The organism is Phytohabitans houttuyneae, assembly GCF_011764425.1.
Classification (GTDB): domain Bacteria; phylum Actinomycetota; class Actinomycetes; order Mycobacteriales; family Micromonosporaceae; genus Phytohabitans; species Phytohabitans houttuyneae.
Map to the genome: position 1 here is coordinate 4,626,318 of NZ_BLPF01000001.1, position 19,264 is coordinate 4,645,581.

Below are 19,264 nucleotides of genomic sequence, written 5' to 3' on the forward strand. Positions count from 1 at the left end.
CGTAACATGCTTGGCCGGGGATCCCCTCACCCCCGTGAGGAGCGGCAGAGATGGCAGGCCCGGACGGCGGTTACGCGCTCGGCGTCGACGTCGGCACGTCCAACACGGTCGCCGTCCTGCGCTGGCCGGACGGGCGCACCCGGCCGCTGCTCTTCGACGGCCAGCCGATCACGCCGTCCGCCGTCTTCCTCGACGACGGCGGCCTGCACGTGGGCCGGGACGCCCAGCGGCTCGCCCAGGGTGACCCCTCGCGCTACGAGCCAAACCCCAAGCGCCGCATCGACGAGCCCGGCGTGCTGCTCGGTGGGCGCGAGGTGCCCACCGCCGACCTGCTCGCGGCCGTGCTCGGGGCGGTCGCCCGTACCGCGGTGGAGGCGGTCGGCTTCCTGCCCCCGGCGGTGGTGACCTACCCGGCCGCCTGGGGCTCGCGCCGTCGCGAGGTGCTGAGCGCGGCGATCGTCCGGGCCGGCTGGCCACCCGCCGGCGAGCAGGGCACCAGGCTGGTGCCCGAGCCGGTGGCCGCCGCGCGCTACTTCGCCGAGGTGCTGCGCCGTCCGGTGCCCGTGGGCGCCTCGCTCGGGGTGTTCGACTTCGGCGGCGGCACGCTGGATATCGCGGTCGTCCGCAACGAGGGCAACGGGTTCGCGGTCATCGGCTCGGGCGGCGTCGCGGAGCTCGGCGGGCTCGACATCGACGCGGCGCTCGTCGACCACCTCGGCCGCGTGCTCGCTCCCGCCCACCCGCAGGCGTGGCAGGCGCTGGCCCATCCGGTGAGCGCGGCGCAGTGGCGCAGCCGGCGGCAGTTCTGGGACGACGTGCGCGGCGCGAAGGAGATGCTCTCGCGCACCGCCGCGGCGCCGGTGCCCGTCCCCGGTCTGGACCAGGCCGTCCACCTGACCCGCGAGGAGCTGGAGCGACTTGTCACGCCGCTGCTGCGCCGCGGCGTCTACGAGGCGGCCTCCGTGATCGGCGCCTGCGGCCTCACGCCGAGCCAGCTCGCCGGCCTCTTCCTCGTGGGCGGGTCGTCGCGGGTGCCGCTCGTGGCCCGCCTGCTCCACGCCGAGCTGGGCATCGCACCGACCGTGCTGGAGCAGCCCGAGCTGCCGGTCGCCGAAGGCGCGCTCGCCGAGCTAGCCCCGCCGCGCACGAGGGCGGTGGCCAGCGTGCCGGCCGCGACCGCCGCGGTCACCTCGGCGCCACCGAGCCCGGTGCCGACGAGCGGGCCGGGCCTGCCGGTCTCCTCGATCCCGGTGTCGCCCTCCGGCTCGCCGGTCTCCGCCGTGCCCGGCGCCTCCGTCTCACCCGCCCCGGCGGGTCCGCCCACCCCACCCGGTCCGTTCGTCCCGCCGCCCGGACCACAGGCAGCGCGGCGCCCGCTGTACAAGCGGCCGGTCCTGTGGATCGCCGCGGCGGCGGCGGCGCTGCTCGGTGTGGTGGTGGCCGGCGCGCTTGTGCTGCTGCCCGGCGACGAGGTCGACTTCCAGCCGGTGGCCGAGGTGGGTCGCATCCCGAGCGCCGACGACCAGCCCTATTACGTCTACACGGACATCGTGGGCGACCGGGCCTACCTGGCGTACGAGCGGGAGGACGACGGCCGGCTCGAGATCATCGCGGTGGACACCAGGACAGCGGGCGTCGCCTGGCGCGTGCAGACGCTGAGCACCGCCGAGCGGTGGGACGGGATCAGCGCCCTGCCCAACGCGGTGATCGCGTTTCAGAGCAGCAGCATCTCCAGCACCGAACTTCGCGACATGGTCGTGCACAACCCGGCCGACGGGGTGCAGCTGTGGCACCGGCTGATCGGACCCAACGACGTCGTGTACCCGTTCAAGGATGTGCTCGTGCTCGTCCAGTCGAGCGAGCAGCGGCTGCTCGGGCTCGACATGAAGACCGGCACCGTCCGGTGGGAGCGGCAAAACCCGGGCAAGTCGGAAGGGTTGACCGGCACGGCTGTGTACCCGGTGCAGAGCATCGAAGACGTCTCCGGCCCGGCGAACTCGAGCGGCCGCCCCTTCGCGCCGGTGACCGACGACGACCAGCGGTTCGTGCAGATCGGCGCCGACCGCTCGGCCACCGTGATCGACGCGGCCGACGGCAGCGAGAAGAAGAAGCGCACCAACGTGGCCGACCCGGACGACGACGTGGTGGCCTACAACGGGCGGCTGCTGGTGGCTACGGCCGAGGACGGGTACCGGCTGGCGGCGTACAACCTCGACACGATGGGCGAGCCGGCCAACCTGTACACCGCACCGGACGACCGCCGCCAGCTCGACGTCCTCGCCATGTGCGGCGAGCACAGGGCATGCCTGCTCGAATCGGTCGGCTCCGACAGCAAGTCCACCTCGCTGGTGGCGATCGATCTGGAAAAGGGCGGCGAGCTGTGGCGCAAGGAGGCGCCGGACGCCGACCTCCTCATCCACTTCGACCAGCAGGTCGTGGCGCGGTCGACGAGCGGCGACTACCTGTTCCGCATCTTCGACCCGGACGGCAACAAGATCCTTGAGCGGGAGGGTGCGGTCGGCCGCGTCGACGCCGGCAACCTGCTGCTCTTCAACGAGATCTCCAGCGTCGCCGACGACTACAGCGTGGCCGGCCTGCACGTCGGGTCGAAGGACGTGATCGAGATGGGCCAGCTGAAGGACGTGAAGACCGACAGCTGCTCGTGGAACACCACGTACATCGTCTGCGCCGGCACCAAGGACTTCCTGGTCGCCCGCTTCGCCCGCGAATAGCGACCTCAGGTGGCGAGCGTGCCGTTCGCCTGGTTGAGGAACTGCTCCGCGGCCTGCTTCGGTGACCGGCGGCCCAACTGCACGCTCTCCGCGGCCGCCGTCAGCATGGAGCGGATCTTCGCGTGCCCCTTCGGCGGCGGCGCGGGCGCGGCGCCGAAGCGGGGGGTGATGGCGTTTTCGAAGTCGATCGTGGCGCGGGCGGTGGGGTCGGTCAGCGAGTCGCCGACCACCTTGCGGACGTCGGTGTTCGGGCTGAGACCGCGCTCGGTGCCCAGGATCTTGCCCGCCTCCGGGTCGTTGACAAGGAAGTTCATCACGTCGACGACCACATCGGGGTGGCGCGTGCCGCGGAACGCGGACCAGTACATCGAAGCGCGCGCCCACTGACCCTTCGGGTCGCCGGGGTACGACACGAGGGCCAGCTCGTCCTTCGTGTTGCCCTGCAGCTCGGGCAGCTGGTTGGACCACATGAAGCTCGTCGCCGCGCGGCCGGTCGCGACCAGCTGTTTGGTCACGTCGCCGCCGTTGGCCTCCTTGATCACCGCCGGGGCGGGTGCGGCCCCGGTGTCGCGCGCGGTCTGCCACATCTCGAACCAGGTGGTCAGGTCGGCGGCGGTAAAGCCTATCTGCTTGCCCGAGTACAGCTCCTTGCCCTGCCCGCGCAGCCACAGCCACAGCGCCTTGTAGTCGGCGGACGGGTCCATCGTGCCGGCCACGCGGCCGTTGGTGGCCTCGGTGATCTGCGTGGCCCACTCGAAGAGCTGGTCGTACGTCATGCCGACCGTGGGCTCGGGGAGGTTGAGGCTGCGTACCAGCGTGCGGTTGTAGACCATCGCCGGCGTGTTCTCGGCGCTCGCGACGCCCACCTGCCGGCCGCCGACCTGCCCGTACTTGGCGAGGCTGTCGGGGAGTTTGCCGATCTCGAGCGCGCCGCTCGTCACGTACGGCGTGAGGTCGAGGGTGACCTTCCGGTCGGCGTACTCGGTCAGGTAGTTGTCGTCGATCTGGAAGAGGTCGGGCCCGTCCGGCCCGGCGGCCTGGGTGGCCAGGTTGTCGTAATACCCCTGGTTGCCCTGCCAGTGCGTCTTGAACGTGACCTTGGGATGCCGGGAGGTGTAGAGGGCGAGCGCCTTCTCCGTGATCTGGGCCCGCTTTTCGCCGCCCCACCAGAAGATGTTGATCTCGACCTTCTGATCTTGGACCTGGCTTTCGCCGGAGTCACCGCTGCACCCGCTCGCCGCGAGCAACACCGCCGCGGCCAGGCACCCGATCGCGCGCATCCCGATAGTCCGCACGGATATCGACCTTAGGGCGCGATTCCTCCCGGTGGGAGGGCCGTACGGACGACTCATGATCAGGGCCGTGCCTCTTTCGGCGTCCTTCTCAACGTGCCGGGAGGCGGCGGGCGACCGCGTGCATGGCGAGGATGGCGTAGCCGCCGAGCACCGGTACCAGTACCGGAATGATCATCATGCCCAGCGCCGCGACAAGGGCGACCACGCCGGCGCACGCCAGCACCGCTGCCGGCCTGCGCTGCCCGTCGGCCAGCGCCGCCTTCGCGGCGGCGCGCCACCCCACCCCGCCGGTCCGCCCGACCTCGACCACCGTCAGGCCGGCCAGGCCCGCGGCCGCGACAAGGATGAGCAGCGTGGGTACGGCGACTGCGACGCCGCCGGGCACGACGCCGCGGGTGATCGCGGCCAGGTTGAGCACGAGCAGGCCGCCGCCGATGGCCGCCACGAGCGCGGGAAGCATGCCCGGCACCAGCCCGCGGGCGAAGCGGCCGAGGGTCACGCGGACCCCCGGCCACCGCTCGTCCGCGGACCAGTCGTGCACGGCGGCGCTGGCGGCCGCCACCGCCGCGCCGGCCGTCACGACGCCGAGCGAGCCGACCGTGACGAGGATGCCGAGCAGCGCCAGGTCGCTGGCGTTGCGAACGGTGTCCAGCCACCCGCCGTGCACCATCCGCTGCTGGTCCTCGGCCTCCGTGGTCGCTTCGGTGGTCATCGCTTACCTCGCTTCGTCGTTCGGCGCTCGTCCGCCGTTGTGGTCGATGCCCGTAGGCTCACGACTCCGCTTAACCCTTGAGGCCGCTCGTGTTGATGCCCTCGACCAGCATGCGCTGGAAGGCGACGAAGAACAGGAACACCGGCAGTAGCGACAGCACCGACATCGCGAACATCGGCCCGATCGAGCTCTGCCCGCTGGAGTCGATGAACAGCGTCATCGCCACCGGCAGCGTGTAGTCCTTCAGGTCGGACAGGTACACCAGCTGCCGGAAGAACTCGTTCCAGGTCCAGATGAACGAGAAGATGGCGGTGGTGACGAGTGCCGGGCGGCTGAGCGGCAGGATCACGTAGCGGAAGATGCCGAAGGGGCTCGCGCCGTCGATCTTCGCCGCCTCGTCGAGCTCGCGCGGGATGCCGCGCATGAACTGGACCATCAGGAAGACGAAGAACGCCTCGGTGGCGAGGAACTGCGGCACCAGCAGCGGCACGTACGGCCAGTCGCCGCCCACCCAGCCGAACTGCTTGAACAGTATGTACTGCGGCACGGTCAGCACGTGCTGCGGCAGCAGCAGCGTGCCGATCATGATGGCGAACCAGAAGCCGCGCATCGGAAACCGCAGCCGCGCGAAGGCGTACGCGGCGACGAGGCAGGAGAAGGCGTTTCCGACCACGGTCAGCAGCGCCACCATCGTGCTGTTGAGGAAGAACCGCGCGAAGCTGACGTCGAAGTGGTTCCAGCCGTCGGTGTAGTTGCGCGGCGTGAACTCCTCCGGCAGAAGGCCGGTGTTGCTCGCGATCTCGGGCTGCGACTTGAGCGACGTGCCGACCATCCAGACAAGCGGGTAGAGCACGATGCCGAGAATCGCGATGAGCACCAGCATGCGCACCACGCCGCGCGCGACTCCGGAAGGGCGGCGGGACACCGTTATCGAGGGGGCGTCCATCAGCGGTCATCTCCATCCGAGTAGTGCACCCAGAACCGCCCGGTCGTGAAGAACACGGCGGTGATGATGCCGATCGCCAGCAGGAACACCCACGCCATCGCCGACGCGTAGCCCATCTCGTAGTCGGTGAAGCCCTTGATGTAGAGGTTGAGCGTGTACATCAGGGTGGAGTCGACCGGGCCGCCCGTGCCGTTGCTCAGCACGAAGGCCGCGGTGAATCCCTGGAAACCGTTGATGGTCTCCAGCACGAGGTTGAAGAAGATGACCGGCGAGAGCATCGGCAGCGTGACGCTGCGAAACTGGCGGAACCGGCCGGCACCGTCGACCGAGGCGGCCTCGTAGAGCTCCGTCGGCACCTGCTTGAGCCCGGCCAGGAAGATCACCATCGGCGCGCCGAACTGCCAGATGGCGAGCACCATCAGCGTCTCCAGCGCCCACGACGGGTCGTTGACCCACGGCTTGCCGTCGATGCCGAAGAGGCCGAGGAAGCCGTTGAAGGCGCCCTCGCGGTTGAACATGTTCACCCAGACGATGGCGAGCGCGACGCTGCCGCCGATGAGTGAGGGCAGGTAGAACAGGCCCCGGAAGAGGCCGACACCCCGCCACGCCCGGTTGAGCAGCAGCGCGACGCCGAGCGCGACGGCCAGCTTGAGGGGCACCGCGATCAGCGCGAACGAGACCGTGACCGTCACCGACCGCCAGTACGACGGGTCGTTTGTGAACATGCGCTTGTAGTTGTCGAACCCCACCCACTCGACCTCGCTCAGCGGGCTGAGGATGTCGTAGTTGGTGAAGCTGATGTAGAGCGACAGGAGCATCGGCACCGCGGTGACGGCCATGAGGCCGAGCAGCCACGGCGACAGGAAGACGTAACCCGCCGCTGCCTCGCTTCGCCGGCCACGCCGGGACCCCCGCCGCTTGGCGGGGATCCCGGGGGCTCGGCTCGCGCGCACCGACGGCTGTTCCGCCGTGGTCAACGCCACGAGCGAACTCCTCTCAGTACCTGTGGGGGCTAACCGAGCTTCGGCTGGACGACGGCGATCAGGTCGGCGGCGGCCTTTTCCGGCGTCGCCTTGCCGAACTGGACGTTTTCCGCGGCCTTTACCAGCTCGGACCGGAAGGTGCTGTGCCCCTTCGGCGGTACCTGCGGCGCCTTGCCGAACTTCGGTGCGAGGTCGTTTTCGACCTGGATCGAGAGCTTCATGTTGGCGTCGCTGACGGTGCTCGCGAACGCGGTCCGCAGGTCCATGTTGGACGGAAGACCGCGGTCGGTGCCCAGGATGTTGACCGCCGCCTGGTCGTTGACCAGGAAGTTGATGACGTCGATCGCGGTGTCCTTCTTGTCGCTGCTGCGAGCCACGCTCCAGTACATGGAGGAGCGCGCCCACTGGCCACTCGGGTCACCCGGGTAGGCCACGACACCCAGCTCGTCCTTGGTGTTCTTCTTCAGCTCCGGCATCTGGTTGGCCCACACCCACGAGGTGGCCGCCTTGCCGGTGACGACGAGCTGCTTGCTGATGTCGGTGACGTTGCCCTCGTGGATGACGTCCGGCGTCGGGGTGGCCTTCTTATCGCGCGCGCCCTTCCAGAGGGTGAACCACTTGGCCAGGTCGTCGGCGGTGAAGCCGAGCTGCTTGCCGCTGTACAGGTCCTTGCCCTGCTGGCGGATCCACACCCAGAACGCCTTGTAGTCGGCGCTCGGGTCCTGCGTGCCGGGGACCTTGGTCTTCGCGGCGACCTGGGCGGCCCAGTCGATGTGCTGCTCCCAGGTCTGTCCGGTGGTCGGCTCGGGCAGGCCGTTCTTGGTCAGCAGCGTCTTGTTGTAGACAAGGCCCTGCGTGTTCTCGCCGGCCGAGATGCCGACAAGCTTGCCGTCCACCGTGCCGTACTCGACCAGGCTGGGCGGGAACTTCGAAACGTCGATCTTGTTGCCCTTGTACTCCGTCAGGTCCGCGGTCACGTTGCGGGTGGCGAAGTCGGAGAGCATGTTGTCGTCGAGGGCGAACAGGTCGGGCACGTCACCGCCGGCGGCGAGCGTGGCCAGCTTGTCGGCGTAGCCCTGGTTGGCCTGCCAGGTCACCTCGAACTCCACGTTCGAGTGCTTGGCCTTGTAGGCGTTGAGCGCTTCCTCGGTCAGCTTGGCGCGGGCCTCGCTGCCCCAGTAGAAGACGGAGAGGCGGACCGGGGCGTTGGGGTCGGCGGAGCTGCCGCCGCCCTCGTCGTCGCCGCATGCTGCGGCTCCGAGAACCAGCGGTACTGCGATGGCCGCCGCGACGAGCCCGCGGAGCAGGCGGCGTCGGTGCGTACGCAACGGGGGGTGCATTCTCGAGTCACTCCTTGACAGTGTGCGGTTTGCCCGTTGGTGCTGGGCCTGTCGAGTCGCGGATCACCAGTTCGGTCTGGAGCGTTACCTGTGCGGTAGTGCGACGGTCGTCGCCGTGCTGCAGCAGCATGTCGACGGCCGCCCGGCCGGCGGCCCCGGTGGGATTGGCCACCGTCGTCAACTTGGGCCGGGTGAGGCGGCTCAGCGAGATGTCGTCGATGCCGACGATGCTGACCTCCTCGGGAACCCGAACCCCAGCGAGTCGAGCCCTTCGATGAGGCCGATCGCCATGAGGTCGTTGTAGGCGAGCACCGCGGTGGCACCCAGGCGGCGCACGTGCTCCGCCTGGCCGATGCCACCGTGCTCGGTGGGCTGGTTCGGGCCGAGCACGGTGAGCTCCGCGTCGGCTGTGCGCGCCGCTGCCGTGGCGGCGCGGCGGATCTCGCGGCTGGTCCACGAACCCCGCGGGCCGCCCAGCAGGGCGATGTGGCGGTGCCCGAGACCGGTCAGGTGCTCCACCGCGAGGCGGGCACCCTGGCCGACGTCCATCACCACGGACGGCAGGCCGGTGACCTGCCGGTTGATGACGACGAGCGGCACCTCGCGGCTGAGCTGCTCGATGAGGCTGTTGCTCATGCGTGGGCTGCAGAGCAGCACCCCGTCGACCTGCTTCGCGAGGGCGTGGACGAGCTCCTCCTCGACCGCCGGATCCTCGTTCGTATCAGTGACGAAGATGTGGTAGTCGCGGTGGCGTGCGGCGCTCTCCGCCGCCTTGATCAGGGGCGGGAAGAACGGATTGGCGATGTCGGCGACAATCAGGCCGATGTTGTGCGTGCGGCCGGTGATGAGCGCCCGGGCGGCCCGGTTTGGCCGGTAGCCCAGGTGCTCGGCACAGGCGAGCACGCGGCTGCGGGTCTCCGGATTGACCAGATGCGGTGCCGAGAACGTGCGCGACACGGTGGAGATGTGCACTCCCGACGCACGCGCGACGTCGCGGATCGTGGCTGGCACGCGCACTCCTCTCCGTGTGTCACCGGTCACTCAGGTGGGCCAATTAATGCAAACGGTTGCTCACGTGTCAACGGGCTTAGATTGCGGGTTCGTTACGACGGAGCCGTTGGAAAGCGCTTGCTTCAGGCGTCGAAGGCGACATACCTGGACATTTGGCAGTGAGCGTTGACTCCTCTGGGCTCCCCGTGGCACCTTGCGTCTGCAAACCTTTGCATACCCAGAGAGGATGCTCGATGCCGGATCAAGCGCCGCGGCGGCGTCGCTACGCCCTCGTCGGCACCGGCTCCCGCGCGGAGATGTTCGTCCGGTCGCTGCTCGCCCACGCGGACCACGCCGAGCTCGTCGCATTCGCCGACGTCAACCAGGCCCGGATGGATGCGCACAACGCCTGGCTGACCAGCGCGGGGGCGGCCGCCGTGCCAACGTATCCGGCCAGCGACTTCGCCACGATGCTGGACAAGGAGCGGGTCGACGTCGCGCTGGTGACAAGCGTCGACCGCACCCACGACGAGTACATCGTGGCCGCGCTGCAGGCCGGGTGCGACGTGGTGACCGAAAAGCCGATGACCACCGACGTGCCCCGGTGCCAGCGCATTCTCGACGCGGTGGAGGAGACCGGGCGCCAGGTGACCGTCGCCTTCAACTACCGGTACAACCCGCTGCACGAGAAGGTGCGCGAGGTGCTCGCCTCCGGCGAGATCGGTGAGGTCGGCTCGGTGCACTTCGAGTGGCTGCTCGACGTGCGGCACGGTGCTGACTACTTCCGCCGCTGGCACCGTGACAAGGCCAACTCCGGGGCCTCATGGTGCACAAGGCCAGCCACCACTTCGACCTGGTCAACTGGTGGCTCGGCGCCGCGCCCGTCGAGGTCATGGCCTACGGGCGGCTCTTCTTCTACGGCGAGGCCGGGCAGCGCCACGGGTACGCGCGCGGCTACGACCGCGCGCACGGCTCGCCCGAGGCGGCGGACGACCCGTTCGCGATCGATCTGGCGGCAAACCCCCACCTGCGCGCGCTCTACCTGGAGGCGGAGGCCGAGGACGGCTACCACCGCGACCAGAACGTCTTCGCGCCCGGCGTGACGATCGAAGACGACATGTCGGTGCTCGCCCGCTACACGAACGGCGCCACGATGACCTACCACCTGACGGCGTACTCGCCGTGGGAGGGCTACCGGGTCATGTTCAACGGCAGCCGCGGTCGGGTGGAGCTGCACGTGGTGGAAAACGACTTCGTCAGCCCGGCCGGGGCGAAGGGCGTCAAGGGCGCGCTGCATGGCGCCGAGGCGGCGGTCGAGGACGGCTCGGCCAGGATCACCGTGCACCCGTTCTGGGACAAGCCGCGCGAGGTGCAGGTACCCGGACACACGCGCGAAGGCCACGGAGGCGCGGACGCCCGGATGACCGCGGTGCTCTTCGGCGGCGAAAATGACCCGATGGGCCGGGAGGCGAGTGCCCGCGACGGCGCGTTGGCGCTGCTCACCGGGCTGGCAGCCAACCGATCGTTCGAGACCGGTCTGCCGGTCCAGGTCGCCGACCTCCTCACCGCCGACCTCCTCACCGTGGATTAGGAGCCCGACGTGACCCGAGCCGACCTGCTCTTTCCGTCCGAACCCACGCAGCGAGCCATCGCCCGGGAGCTGTACGCCCAGGCGAAGGACCAGCCGATCATCTCGCCGCACGGGCACGTCGACCCCACGATCCTCGCCGACGACGCGCCGTTTCCCGACCCGGCCCAGCTGATCATCTGCCCGGACCACTACGTCACGCGGATGCTGCTGAGCCAGGGCGTGCCGCCCTCTTCGCTGGGCGTGCGCACGCTGGACGGCGAGCCGTACGAGACGGACGGTCGGACGATCTGGCGGCGGTTCGCCGAGCACTGGCACCTCTTCCGCGGCACCCCGTCGCGGCTGTGGCTCGAGGAGACGTTCCGCGAGGTCTTCGGCGTGACCACGCCGCTCGGGCCGGGCACGGCCGACCAGGTGTATGACGCGATAGCCGCGAAACTGGCCGAGCCGGAGTTCCGCCCGCGGGCGCTCTTCGAGCGGTTCAACATCGAGGTCCTGGCCACCACCGAGTCGCCGCTGGACGACCTCGGCCGGCACGCGAAGCTCGCCGCCGACGGCTGGGGCGGTCCCGGTGGGCGGGTCATCACCACGTTCCGCCCGGACAACGTCGTGGACCCGGAGTTTGAGGACTGGGCCGGCAACGTCGCCCGGCTCGGCGAGATGACCGGCGAGGACACCGCCACCTACGGCGGGTACCTCGCCGCGCTGCGCAAGCGGCGGGAGGCGTTCATCGCGGCCGGCGCCACGTCCTCCGACCACGGCCACCTGACCGCACGCACGCTGATGCTCGACGAGGGCGAGGCGACAGCGCTCTTCGAGGCACACCTGCGCGGCGGGGGCGACCCGGCCAAGGCGGAGGCGTTCCGCGCGCACATGCTTGTCGAGCTGGCCCGGATGTCCATCGAGGACGGTCTGGTGATGCAGCTGCACCCGGGCGCGGTGCGCAACCACAACCGGTGGCTCTACGCGAAGAACGGCCGTGATGTCGGCGGCGACATCCCGCAGGCGGTCGACTTCGTGCACGGGCTCGAGCCGCTGCTGTCCGCGTACGGCAACGACCCGCGCCTGCGCCTCGTCGTCTACACGATGGACGAGGACACGTTCACCCGTGAGCTGGCCCCGCTCGCCGGTGGCTACGCGGCCATGTACCTCGGTGCTCCCTGGTGGTTCCTGGACTCCCCGGAAGTGCTCCGCCGCTTCCGCGAGGCCGTCACCGAGAGCGCCGGCTTCTACAACACCACCGGCTTCGTCGACGACACCCGGGCGTTCTGCTCCATCCCGGTGCGTCACGACGTCGCCCGCCGGGTCGACGCCGGCTTCCTCGCCCGGCTGGTGGCCGAGCACCGCCTGCCGCTGGACGAGGCGGCCGAGACCATCGTCGACCTGGCCTACCGACTGCCCAAGGGGATCTTCCGACTGTGATCACCGCTCTTGATGTACACGATGTGCGGTTTCCGACCGCGGACGCCGGCGACGGATCCGATGCGATCAACCGGGGTGACTACTCCGCCACGTATGTGTCCCTGAAGACGGACGCCGGGGTGGAGGGGGCCGGCTTCACGTTCACAAACGGCCGCGGCAACGAGATCACCTGCGCCGCCGTGCGGGCCCTGGCCCACCACGTGGTCGGGCGCTCGGTCGACGACATCTTCGCCGAGCCGGTCGCCTTCTGGCGCTCGCTCTCGGCCGACGTGCAGCTGCGCTGGCTGGGCCCGGAGAAGGGCGTCATCCACATGGCCACCGGCGCGATCGTCAACGCCGTGTGGGACCTGCGGGCCAAGCTCGAAGGCAAGCCGTTGTGGCAGCTGCTGGCCGAGATGCCGACACAGGAGCTCGTCAGCAACGTCGACTTCCACCACATCACCGACGCGCTCACGCCCGACGAGGCCGCCGCGATCCTCGACAAGGGACTGTCGGGTCTGGACGATCGTCGCGCCGAGCTCGAACGGGACGGCTTCCCCTCGTACACGACGTCGGTCGGCTGGCTCGGCTACCCGGACGACAAGGTGCGGGCGCTGACCCAGCAGGCGTACGCCGAAGGCTGGCGCGCGATGAAGATGAAGGTCGGCGGCCCGATCGACGACGACGTGCGCCGCGCCCGGATCATCCGCGAGGAGATCGGACCGGACGCGCTGCTGATGATGGACGCCAACCAGGTGTGGGACGTCGACGAGGCGATTGCCAACATGGCGCGGCTCGCCGAGTTCGACCCGTACTGGATCGAGGAGCCGACGCACGCCGACGACGTGCTCGGCCACGCCCGGATCCAGCGCGCGGTGGCACCGATACGCGTCGCCACCGGCGAGGTCGCGGCCAATCGGGTCATTTTCAAGCAGCTGCTCCAGGCCGAGGCGATCGGCGTGATGCAGATCGACGCCTGCCGCGTGGGCGGGGTCAACGAGGTGCTCTCCGAGATCCTGATGGCCGCCAAGTTCGGCGTGCCGATCTGCCCCCACGCGGGTGGGGTCGGGCTCTGCGAGCTGGTACAGCACCTCGCCGTCTTCGACTACCTGCGGGTCGGCACCTCGCTCGAAGGGCGCATGGTCGAGTACGTCGACCACCTGCACGAGCACTTCACCGACCCGGTGCGCACCCGCGGCGGCCGCTATCTGCTGCCCACCGAGCCGGGTTACAGCGCGACGATGAAGCCCGCCTCCATCGCGGAGTACAGCTTCCCGGAGGGGCCGGCATGGCGATGAGGCTGGGCCTTGGGACCCTCCGGCAGGTACCCGTGGAGAGCCGCCCCCGCGTGCGGCCCGGCACCGTGCCCGCGGGGATCGTCCACCTCGGACTCGGCGCGTTCCACCGGGCGCACCAGGCGGTGTTCACCGAGGCGGCGGTCGCGGAGGCCGGCGGCGACTGGGGCATCGTCGGCGTGGCGCCGCGCAGCACCGAGGTCTTCGACCGCCTCACCGAGCAGGACAACCTCTTCAGCGTCACCTCGCTGTCCAACGACGAGGCGCGCACTCACGTGATCGGCGCCCTCGCCGGCGTCCGCCACGCGGCCAGCGATCCGATGGCCGTGGTCGCGCTGCTCGCCGACCCGGCGATCCGGGTGGTGACGCTGACGGTCACCGAGAAGGCGTACCAGATGGATCCCGCGACCGGCCGGTTGCGACCGGATCCGGCCGTGGCGGCCGACCTCGTGGGCGACGGCCCGCCGGCGACCGTGCCCGGCCTGCTGGTGCGGGGCCTGATCGCGCGGGCCCGTGCCGGCGCCGGCCCGATCGCGCTGGCCAGCTGCGACAACCTGCCGTCCAACGGAAAGCGCCTGCGCGGCCTCGTTACGCAGGCCCTCGAGTACGGCGGCACCGAGGACGCGCTCGTCGAGTGGGTGCGCGAAAACGTCACATTCCCCGGCACGATGGTCGACCGCATCGTCCCGGCCACCACGGCCGAGACGCTGGCCACCGCCGAACGGGTCCTGCACGTCTCCGACCGCGCCGCGGTGGCCGCCGAGCCGTACCAGCAGTGGGTCATCGAGGACGACTTCCCGGCCGGCCGCCCGGCCTGGGAACGGGCCGGCGCGGTGCTCACCGGCGACGCCAGCCCGTGGGAGCGGCTCAAGCTGCGCTCGCTCAACGGCGTGCACTCCGCCATCGCGTACCTGGGTGCGCTCGCCGGGCGCGAGACGATCTCGGAAGCGCTGGAGATCCCCGGCATGTCCGCGATGCTGCGCCGCTTCGTGGCCGAGGACGTGGCCGGCAGCTTCAGCCCGCCGGACGGCGTATCGGTCGTCGAGTACGGTGACTCGGTGCTGGAGCGCTTCGCGAACGCGGCCATCCGCCACCGGACCATCCAGGTGGCGATGGACGGCTCGCAGAAGCTGCCGCAGCGCGTGCTGCACACGATCGCCGACCGCCGCGCGACCGGCGCCGCGCCCAGGTGGGGCACGCTCGTGCTGGCCGCCTGGATGCGCTTCGTGCAGGGTGAGAGCGACGCGGGCCAGCCGCTGCCGCTCGACGACCCGCTCGCCGAGCGGATCCGTACCGCGCTGGCCGAAGGCAAGCCCACCCCGGAGGGCGTGGTCGACGCGCTCTTCGGCCTCAGCGAGGTGTTTCCCGACGAGCTTGCCGCCGACGGCGTCGTGCGCGAGCTTGTCGCCGGCTGGCTGAGCGCACTGGAGCGGCACGGGGTGGAGCCGGTACTACTGGAGCTGCGATGAGCCAGCGATTCATCGGGCGCGGTCCCATTCGAGCCGCACGGCCGCCCGCGGCGATGCGAGGGCGGCCATGAGCGCTGCGGCACGGGTGGCCCTGATCGGGGCGAACGGGCACGGCGGGTGGCACCGGCGGCAGATCGCCGCGCTCCAGGCGACCGGCGTGGTCGAGCTGGCGGCCCTCGTCGACGTACGCGAGATCGAGCCCGGACCGGACGCGGCACCGCACTTCACCGACCACCGCGAGATGCTCCGCGCGGTGGCGCCCGACGCGGTCGTGATCTGCACCCCGCCGCACACCCACCTCCCGATCGCCACGGACGTACTCCGCGCGGGCGCGGACGTCCTGCTGGAAAAGCCGCCGGTCCTCTCGGTCGCCGAGCACCGCGCGCTCTCCGAGGTGCTCCGCGAGACCGGCCGGGCCTGCCAGATCGGGTTTCAGGCGCTCGGCTCGGCGGCCCTGCGGGAGCTGCAGCGCTCCATCTCGTACGGCGTGATCGGCTCGGTGATCGGCGTCTCGACCGTCGGCGCCTGGCAGCGGGACGACGGCTACTACCGGCGCTCGCCGTGGGCCGGAAAGCGCACGGTGGACGGCCGGCCGTCGCTCGATGGCGCGCTCGCCAACCCGCTCGCACACGCGTGGATGCAGTGTCTGGCCATTGTGGACGGTGATCCGCCGGTCGGTGTCGAGCTGGAGCGCTACCGCTGCCGCGACATCGAGGTGGACGACACCTCCTGCCTGCGCATCACGCTCGCCTCCGGGCGCCCCCTCGTCGTCGCGGTGACCCTGTGCGGCGAGGAGAAGATACAAGGCGAGGTCATCGTGCACGGCACTGCCGGCCGCGCCATTCTCGAGTACCCGACCGACCGGCTGCGGCTTCCGGGAGACGCCGACTTCCGTGAGATCCCCGGCCGCGTCAACCTTCTGGAAAACCTCATACAGCACCGGGCGGACGGCACTTCGCTGATCGCGCCGCTGGCGCGCACGGCGCCGTTCACGGCGGTGCTCGACGTGCTCAACTCCGCTCCCGTGCCGGCATTCCTCGGCGGTGACGTGGTCGTCGAGGAAGGCGAGTCGCCGGCACGTACAGTCACGATCAAGGGCGTCAACGCGGCGCTCCGGCAGGCGGCGGAGAAGCTGGCGCTGCTGTCGGAGCTGCCGGTGCCGTGGGCGGTGGGCCCGCATCGCGTGCGCATCACGGCAACTGCGGAAAACACACTGCAAACCACGGAGGAAACCGTCCGGTAAAAATCGGACGAGGCACCAGCTTTCTCGGCAATTCGACGCCGGGTAATTCGCCCTTGCCTCCTTTTACTGCAACATACCTGCAAACGCAGGGCATTGACACTCTTAAGCGTAAATACCTACTTTCTCGTTAAGTAGATTTCGACTTCGTTACGAGATCTATTTCGAGTACCGGCATACGCGGAGAGTGCGATGCAACTTAAGGTATTGACCGCTGTAGCGGTAGGAGTCGGTCTCGTCGCGGCGCTGGGCCCATCGGGCGCGGCATCCGCCGGCGGTGACCGCCATAGTGGACACACCCTCAAGCTGGGCCGGCAGGTGCTGCCGGCCAACGACGGTTGGGCCGCCTCCGGGCCCGGCACGACCGGCGGTTCGGCTGCCGCCAGCGGCGATGTGCACGTCGTCGAGACGCGCGCCGAGCTCATCGACGCTCTCGGCGGCGACAACGCGACCAACCGCACCAACGCCACCCCGAAGATCGTTATTGTCCGGGGCACCGTAAACGGGTTCGAAGGACTGCCCGGCCGCTGCGCCGACCTCGCCGACCCGGCCTATTCGCTGGACGCCTATCTCGCCGCGTACGACCCGGCGGTGTGGGGCCGGGTCAACCCGAGCGGCCCGCTGGAAGAGGCGCGGGTGCGGTCCGTGGCCAACCAGACGCGGTACACGCAGATCAATGTCGGCCCCAATACGACGATCATCGGGCAGCGCGGCGCCACGCTGGAAAACCTCACGCTGATGGTCGACTCGGCGCCCAACGTGATCGTTCGCAACATCAATTTCGTCGACGCGTTCGACTGCTTCCCGGCCTGGTCGCCCAACGACGGCGAGGCGGGCAACTGGAACTCCCAGTTCGACCTCATGTCGGTCCGGCGCAGTGAGAACGTCTGGGTCGACCACAACACGTTCACCGACGGCGACAACCCGGACAGCGGCCAGCCGGTCCACTTCGGACGGCCGTACCAGGTGCACGACGGCTCGCTCGACATCACGCACACGGCCAGCCTCGTCACCGCCTCGTACAACCGCTTCGTCAGCCGCGACAAGGTGATGCTGATCGGCTCGTCGAACACGGTCGGGCCGGACGTCGGGCGGCTCAACGTGACGCTGCACCACAACGTCTTCGACGGCACGATGCAGCGGCTGCCGCGCGTGCGCTTCGGCCAGGTGGACGTCTACAACAACTACTACAAGCTGGGCGGAGAGGCCTTCTCGTACGCCCTCGGCGTCGGCGTCCAGTCCGCCATCTACGCGGAGAACAACTACTTCGCGCTCTCCGACGGCATCGCCGCCGAGGACATCCTCTACGACTGGGGCGGCACGGCCATCACCGAGAAGGGCAACTGGATGCAGGCCAGTGGCTCGCGCGTGCCGCGACCGGTGAGCCTGCTCGGCGAGTACAACGCCACGCACGATCCGGATCTCGGCGCGGACTCCGGCTGGACGCCGGCCCTCCGCCACGGGCCGGTCCTTCCCGCACCGCTCGTACCCCTCGCGACGCTGGTATTGGCCGGCGCGCGCCTGTGACCGGGAGGTAAAGGTGAAACTCAAGCGCCGAGCGAGCAGAGCGAGCGCGACAGGCCTGGCGGCGGGGTTGGCCGGCGCACTCGCCGCCGCGCTGATCGGCTACGGCACCACCAGCGCGTTCGCGGACACGCTGCTCTCCGACGACTTCCAGGACGGCAACTCCAACGGCTGGTCGAAGTCGGGTGGCACGTGGTCGGTGGTGACGGACGGATCGTTGGCGTACCGGCAGTCCGGCACCAGCAGCGACGCCCGCAGCCTGGTCGGCGCCACGACCTGGACGGACTACTCCGTGCAGGCCCGGGTCAAGCCCACCGGGTTCGGGGCGGCCAACCGCTACGCCGGCCTCATCGCCCGCGCGCAGAGCAGCAGCAACTACTACGCGCTCGTGCTCACCAGCTCGGGCGGCGTACAGCTGATCAAGCGGACGGGTGGCGAACCGGTCGTGCTCGGCACCGGATCGGGCGCCGGCGGCACGGGCACCTGGAGCACGCTCATGCTCGCCGCCTCCGGCAGCCAGCTGTACGGGTACGTCAACGGCAACCTCGTCGTGCAGGCCACGGACAGCGCGTTCAGCACCGGACGGGCGGGCGTCGCGGCCAACTACGCCAGCGTCACCGTCGACGACGTGGTGGTCAGCACCGTGAGCGGTACGCCTTCACCCGGCCCCACGACGGGTGGCCCGACGCTTCCGCCGACCGAGCCGCCGCTCGACCCCAGCGCGCCGCCGGTCGGCTTCGCCTCGGTAAACGCACTCGGCCAGAACGGCACCACGGGTGGCGCCGGAGGCCCGACGGTCACCGTGGACACCGCGTCCGAGCTGCTCACCGCGATCGCGCAGTCCGGTCCGCTCAACATCCGGGTACAGGGCATGATCGCGCTACCCGGCCCGATGCACGACGTCACGTCGGACAAGACGATCATCGGCGTCGGCGCGAGCTCCGGCATCACCGGTGCCGGCTTCAACATCGGCCTGCCGGTCAGCAGCGTCACGTCACCGCCGGCGAACGCCGTGCACAACGTGATCATCCGGAACCTCAACTTCCGGGACGCGGCCGACGACTCGATCAACGTGCAGATGTACTCGCACCACGTGTGGATCGACCACAACGACCTCGCCGAGGGGTACGACGGTCTGATCGACATCAAGCGCGGCGCGTCGTACGTGACGGTGTCGTGGAACCACACCCACCACCACACCAAGAACATGCTGCTCGGCCACGACGACAGCAACGCGGCGCAGGACACCAACTACCTGAAGGTGACCTACCACAACAACTGGTTCGACCGGACGCCGCAGCGCAACCCGCGGGTCCGCTTCGGCGAGCCGGTACACGTGTTCAACAACTACTTCGTCTACAACACCGACACCGGTGTGGCCTGCCAGGCGAATGCCGGCTGCGTCGTCGAGGGCAACTACTTCGAGGATGTCGAGGAGCCGGTGACCAACAGCTACGCCGGGCCGTCCGGCCGGTGCGTGGCCCGCAACAACGTGTTCGTCGGTGAATCCGGTCAGCCGGACTGCAGTGGGAGCGTGCAGGAGCCGTCGACGTACTACCGGTACACGGTCGCGGACCCCAACACCATCAAGTCGGTCGTGATGGCCGGCGCTGGTACCGGGCGACTGTGACGCAGATGTGACCGCGGGCGGTGGGCAGACACCGCCCGCGGGCACCACAGCCGGCCGGGGTCGGGGCACGGGCGGCACAGCCCGGGTCTCCCGCGTCCCACCCCGGCCGGTCCCCGGGC

Annotated in this window: 12 protein-coding genes and 2 pseudogenes; 8 read left to right on the top strand and 6 right to left on the bottom strand. The window is 69.9% G+C overall.

Annotated elements, in window-relative coordinates:
• The first annotated feature begins 50 nt into the window (after positions 1-50).
• Positions 51-2,732: a hsp70 family protein gene (locus Phou_RS54490; RefSeq protein WP_173057639.1), complete on the top strand. Its 2,682-nt coding sequence runs from the start codon at positions 51-53 to the stop codon at positions 2,730-2,732.
• A 5-nt stretch (positions 2,733-2,737) separates the two neighbouring features.
• Here Phou_RS54490 and Phou_RS21385 read toward each other — a convergent pair whose 3' ends face one another.
• The 6 genes and pseudogenes from Phou_RS21385 to Phou_RS21410 form a co-directional block, all read right to left on the bottom strand.
• Positions 2,738-4,027 carry an ABC transporter substrate-binding protein gene (locus Phou_RS21385; protein WP_246273658.1) on the bottom strand — a complete coding sequence of 430 codons (1,290 nt, stop codon included), beginning with the start codon at positions 4,025-4,027 and terminating at the stop codon, positions 2,738-2,740.
• An 88-nt stretch (positions 4,028-4,115) separates the two neighbouring features.
• On the bottom strand, positions 4,116-4,739 hold the full coding sequence (locus Phou_RS21390; protein ID WP_246273659.1) for a hypothetical protein: 624 nt from the start codon (positions 4,737-4,739) through the stop codon (positions 4,116-4,118).
• Between the two features lie 70 nt (positions 4,740-4,809).
• Complete coding sequence (locus Phou_RS21395; RefSeq protein WP_371872193.1) at positions 4,810-5,622, bottom strand: carbohydrate ABC transporter permease; 813 nt, start codon at positions 5,620-5,622, stop codon at positions 4,810-4,812.
• 62 nt (positions 5,623-5,684) lie between these two features.
• Positions 5,685-6,668, bottom strand: coding sequence for a carbohydrate ABC transporter permease (locus tag Phou_RS21400; RefSeq protein ID WP_371872148.1), 984 nt, complete (start codon positions 6,666-6,668; stop codon positions 5,685-5,687).
• A gap of 29 nt (positions 6,669-6,697) precedes the next feature.
• Entirely contained in the window at positions 6,698-8,008 is a 1,311-nt protein-coding gene (locus Phou_RS21405; protein ID WP_173057642.1) for an ABC transporter substrate-binding protein, read from the bottom strand.
• A 7-nt stretch (positions 8,009-8,015) separates the two neighbouring features.
• Positions 8,016-9,019 (bottom strand): annotated as a pseudogene (locus Phou_RS21410) (LacI family DNA-binding transcriptional regulator).
• 233 nt (positions 9,020-9,252) lie between these two features.
• Between Phou_RS21410 and Phou_RS21415 the strand changes: the two are divergent.
• The 7 genes and pseudogenes from Phou_RS21415 (at position 9,253) to Phou_RS21445 (ending at position 19,145) form a co-directional block, all read left to right on the top strand.
• Positions 9,253-10,589: pseudogene (locus Phou_RS21415) on the top strand (Gfo/Idh/MocA family protein).
• Positions 10,590-10,598: 9 nt separating this feature from the next.
• Entirely contained in the window at positions 10,599-12,008 is a 1,410-nt protein-coding gene (gene uxaC, locus Phou_RS21420) for a glucuronate isomerase (RefSeq protein ID WP_173057643.1), read from the top strand.
• Entirely contained in the window at positions 12,005-13,285 is a 1,281-nt protein-coding gene (locus Phou_RS21425) for an enolase C-terminal domain-like protein (RefSeq protein WP_173057644.1), read from the top strand. Before uxaC ends, Phou_RS21425 begins: the two co-directional genes overlap by 4 nt.
• Positions 13,276-14,751, top strand: coding sequence for a mannitol dehydrogenase family protein (locus Phou_RS21430; protein ID WP_173057645.1), 1,476 nt, complete (start codon positions 13,276-13,278; stop codon positions 14,749-14,751). The genes Phou_RS21425 and Phou_RS21430 overlap by 10 nt, the downstream gene beginning before the upstream one ends.
• Positions 14,752-14,818: 67 nt before the next feature.
• Positions 14,819-15,994, top strand: coding sequence for a Gfo/Idh/MocA family protein (locus Phou_RS21435; protein ID WP_173057646.1), 1,176 nt, complete (start codon positions 14,819-14,821; stop codon positions 15,992-15,994).
• A gap of 189 nt (positions 15,995-16,183) precedes the next feature.
• Positions 16,184-17,518, top strand: coding sequence for a pectate lyase family protein (locus tag Phou_RS21440; protein ID WP_173057647.1), 1,335 nt, complete (start codon positions 16,184-16,186; stop codon positions 17,516-17,518).
• 13 nt (positions 17,519-17,531) lie between these two features.
• Positions 17,532-19,145 (top strand): pectate lyase family protein, encoded by a 1,614-nt coding sequence (locus Phou_RS21445; RefSeq protein ID WP_173057648.1) that lies wholly within the window; start codon positions 17,532-17,534, stop codon positions 19,143-19,145.
• Positions 19,146-19,264: the final 119 nt, after the last annotated feature.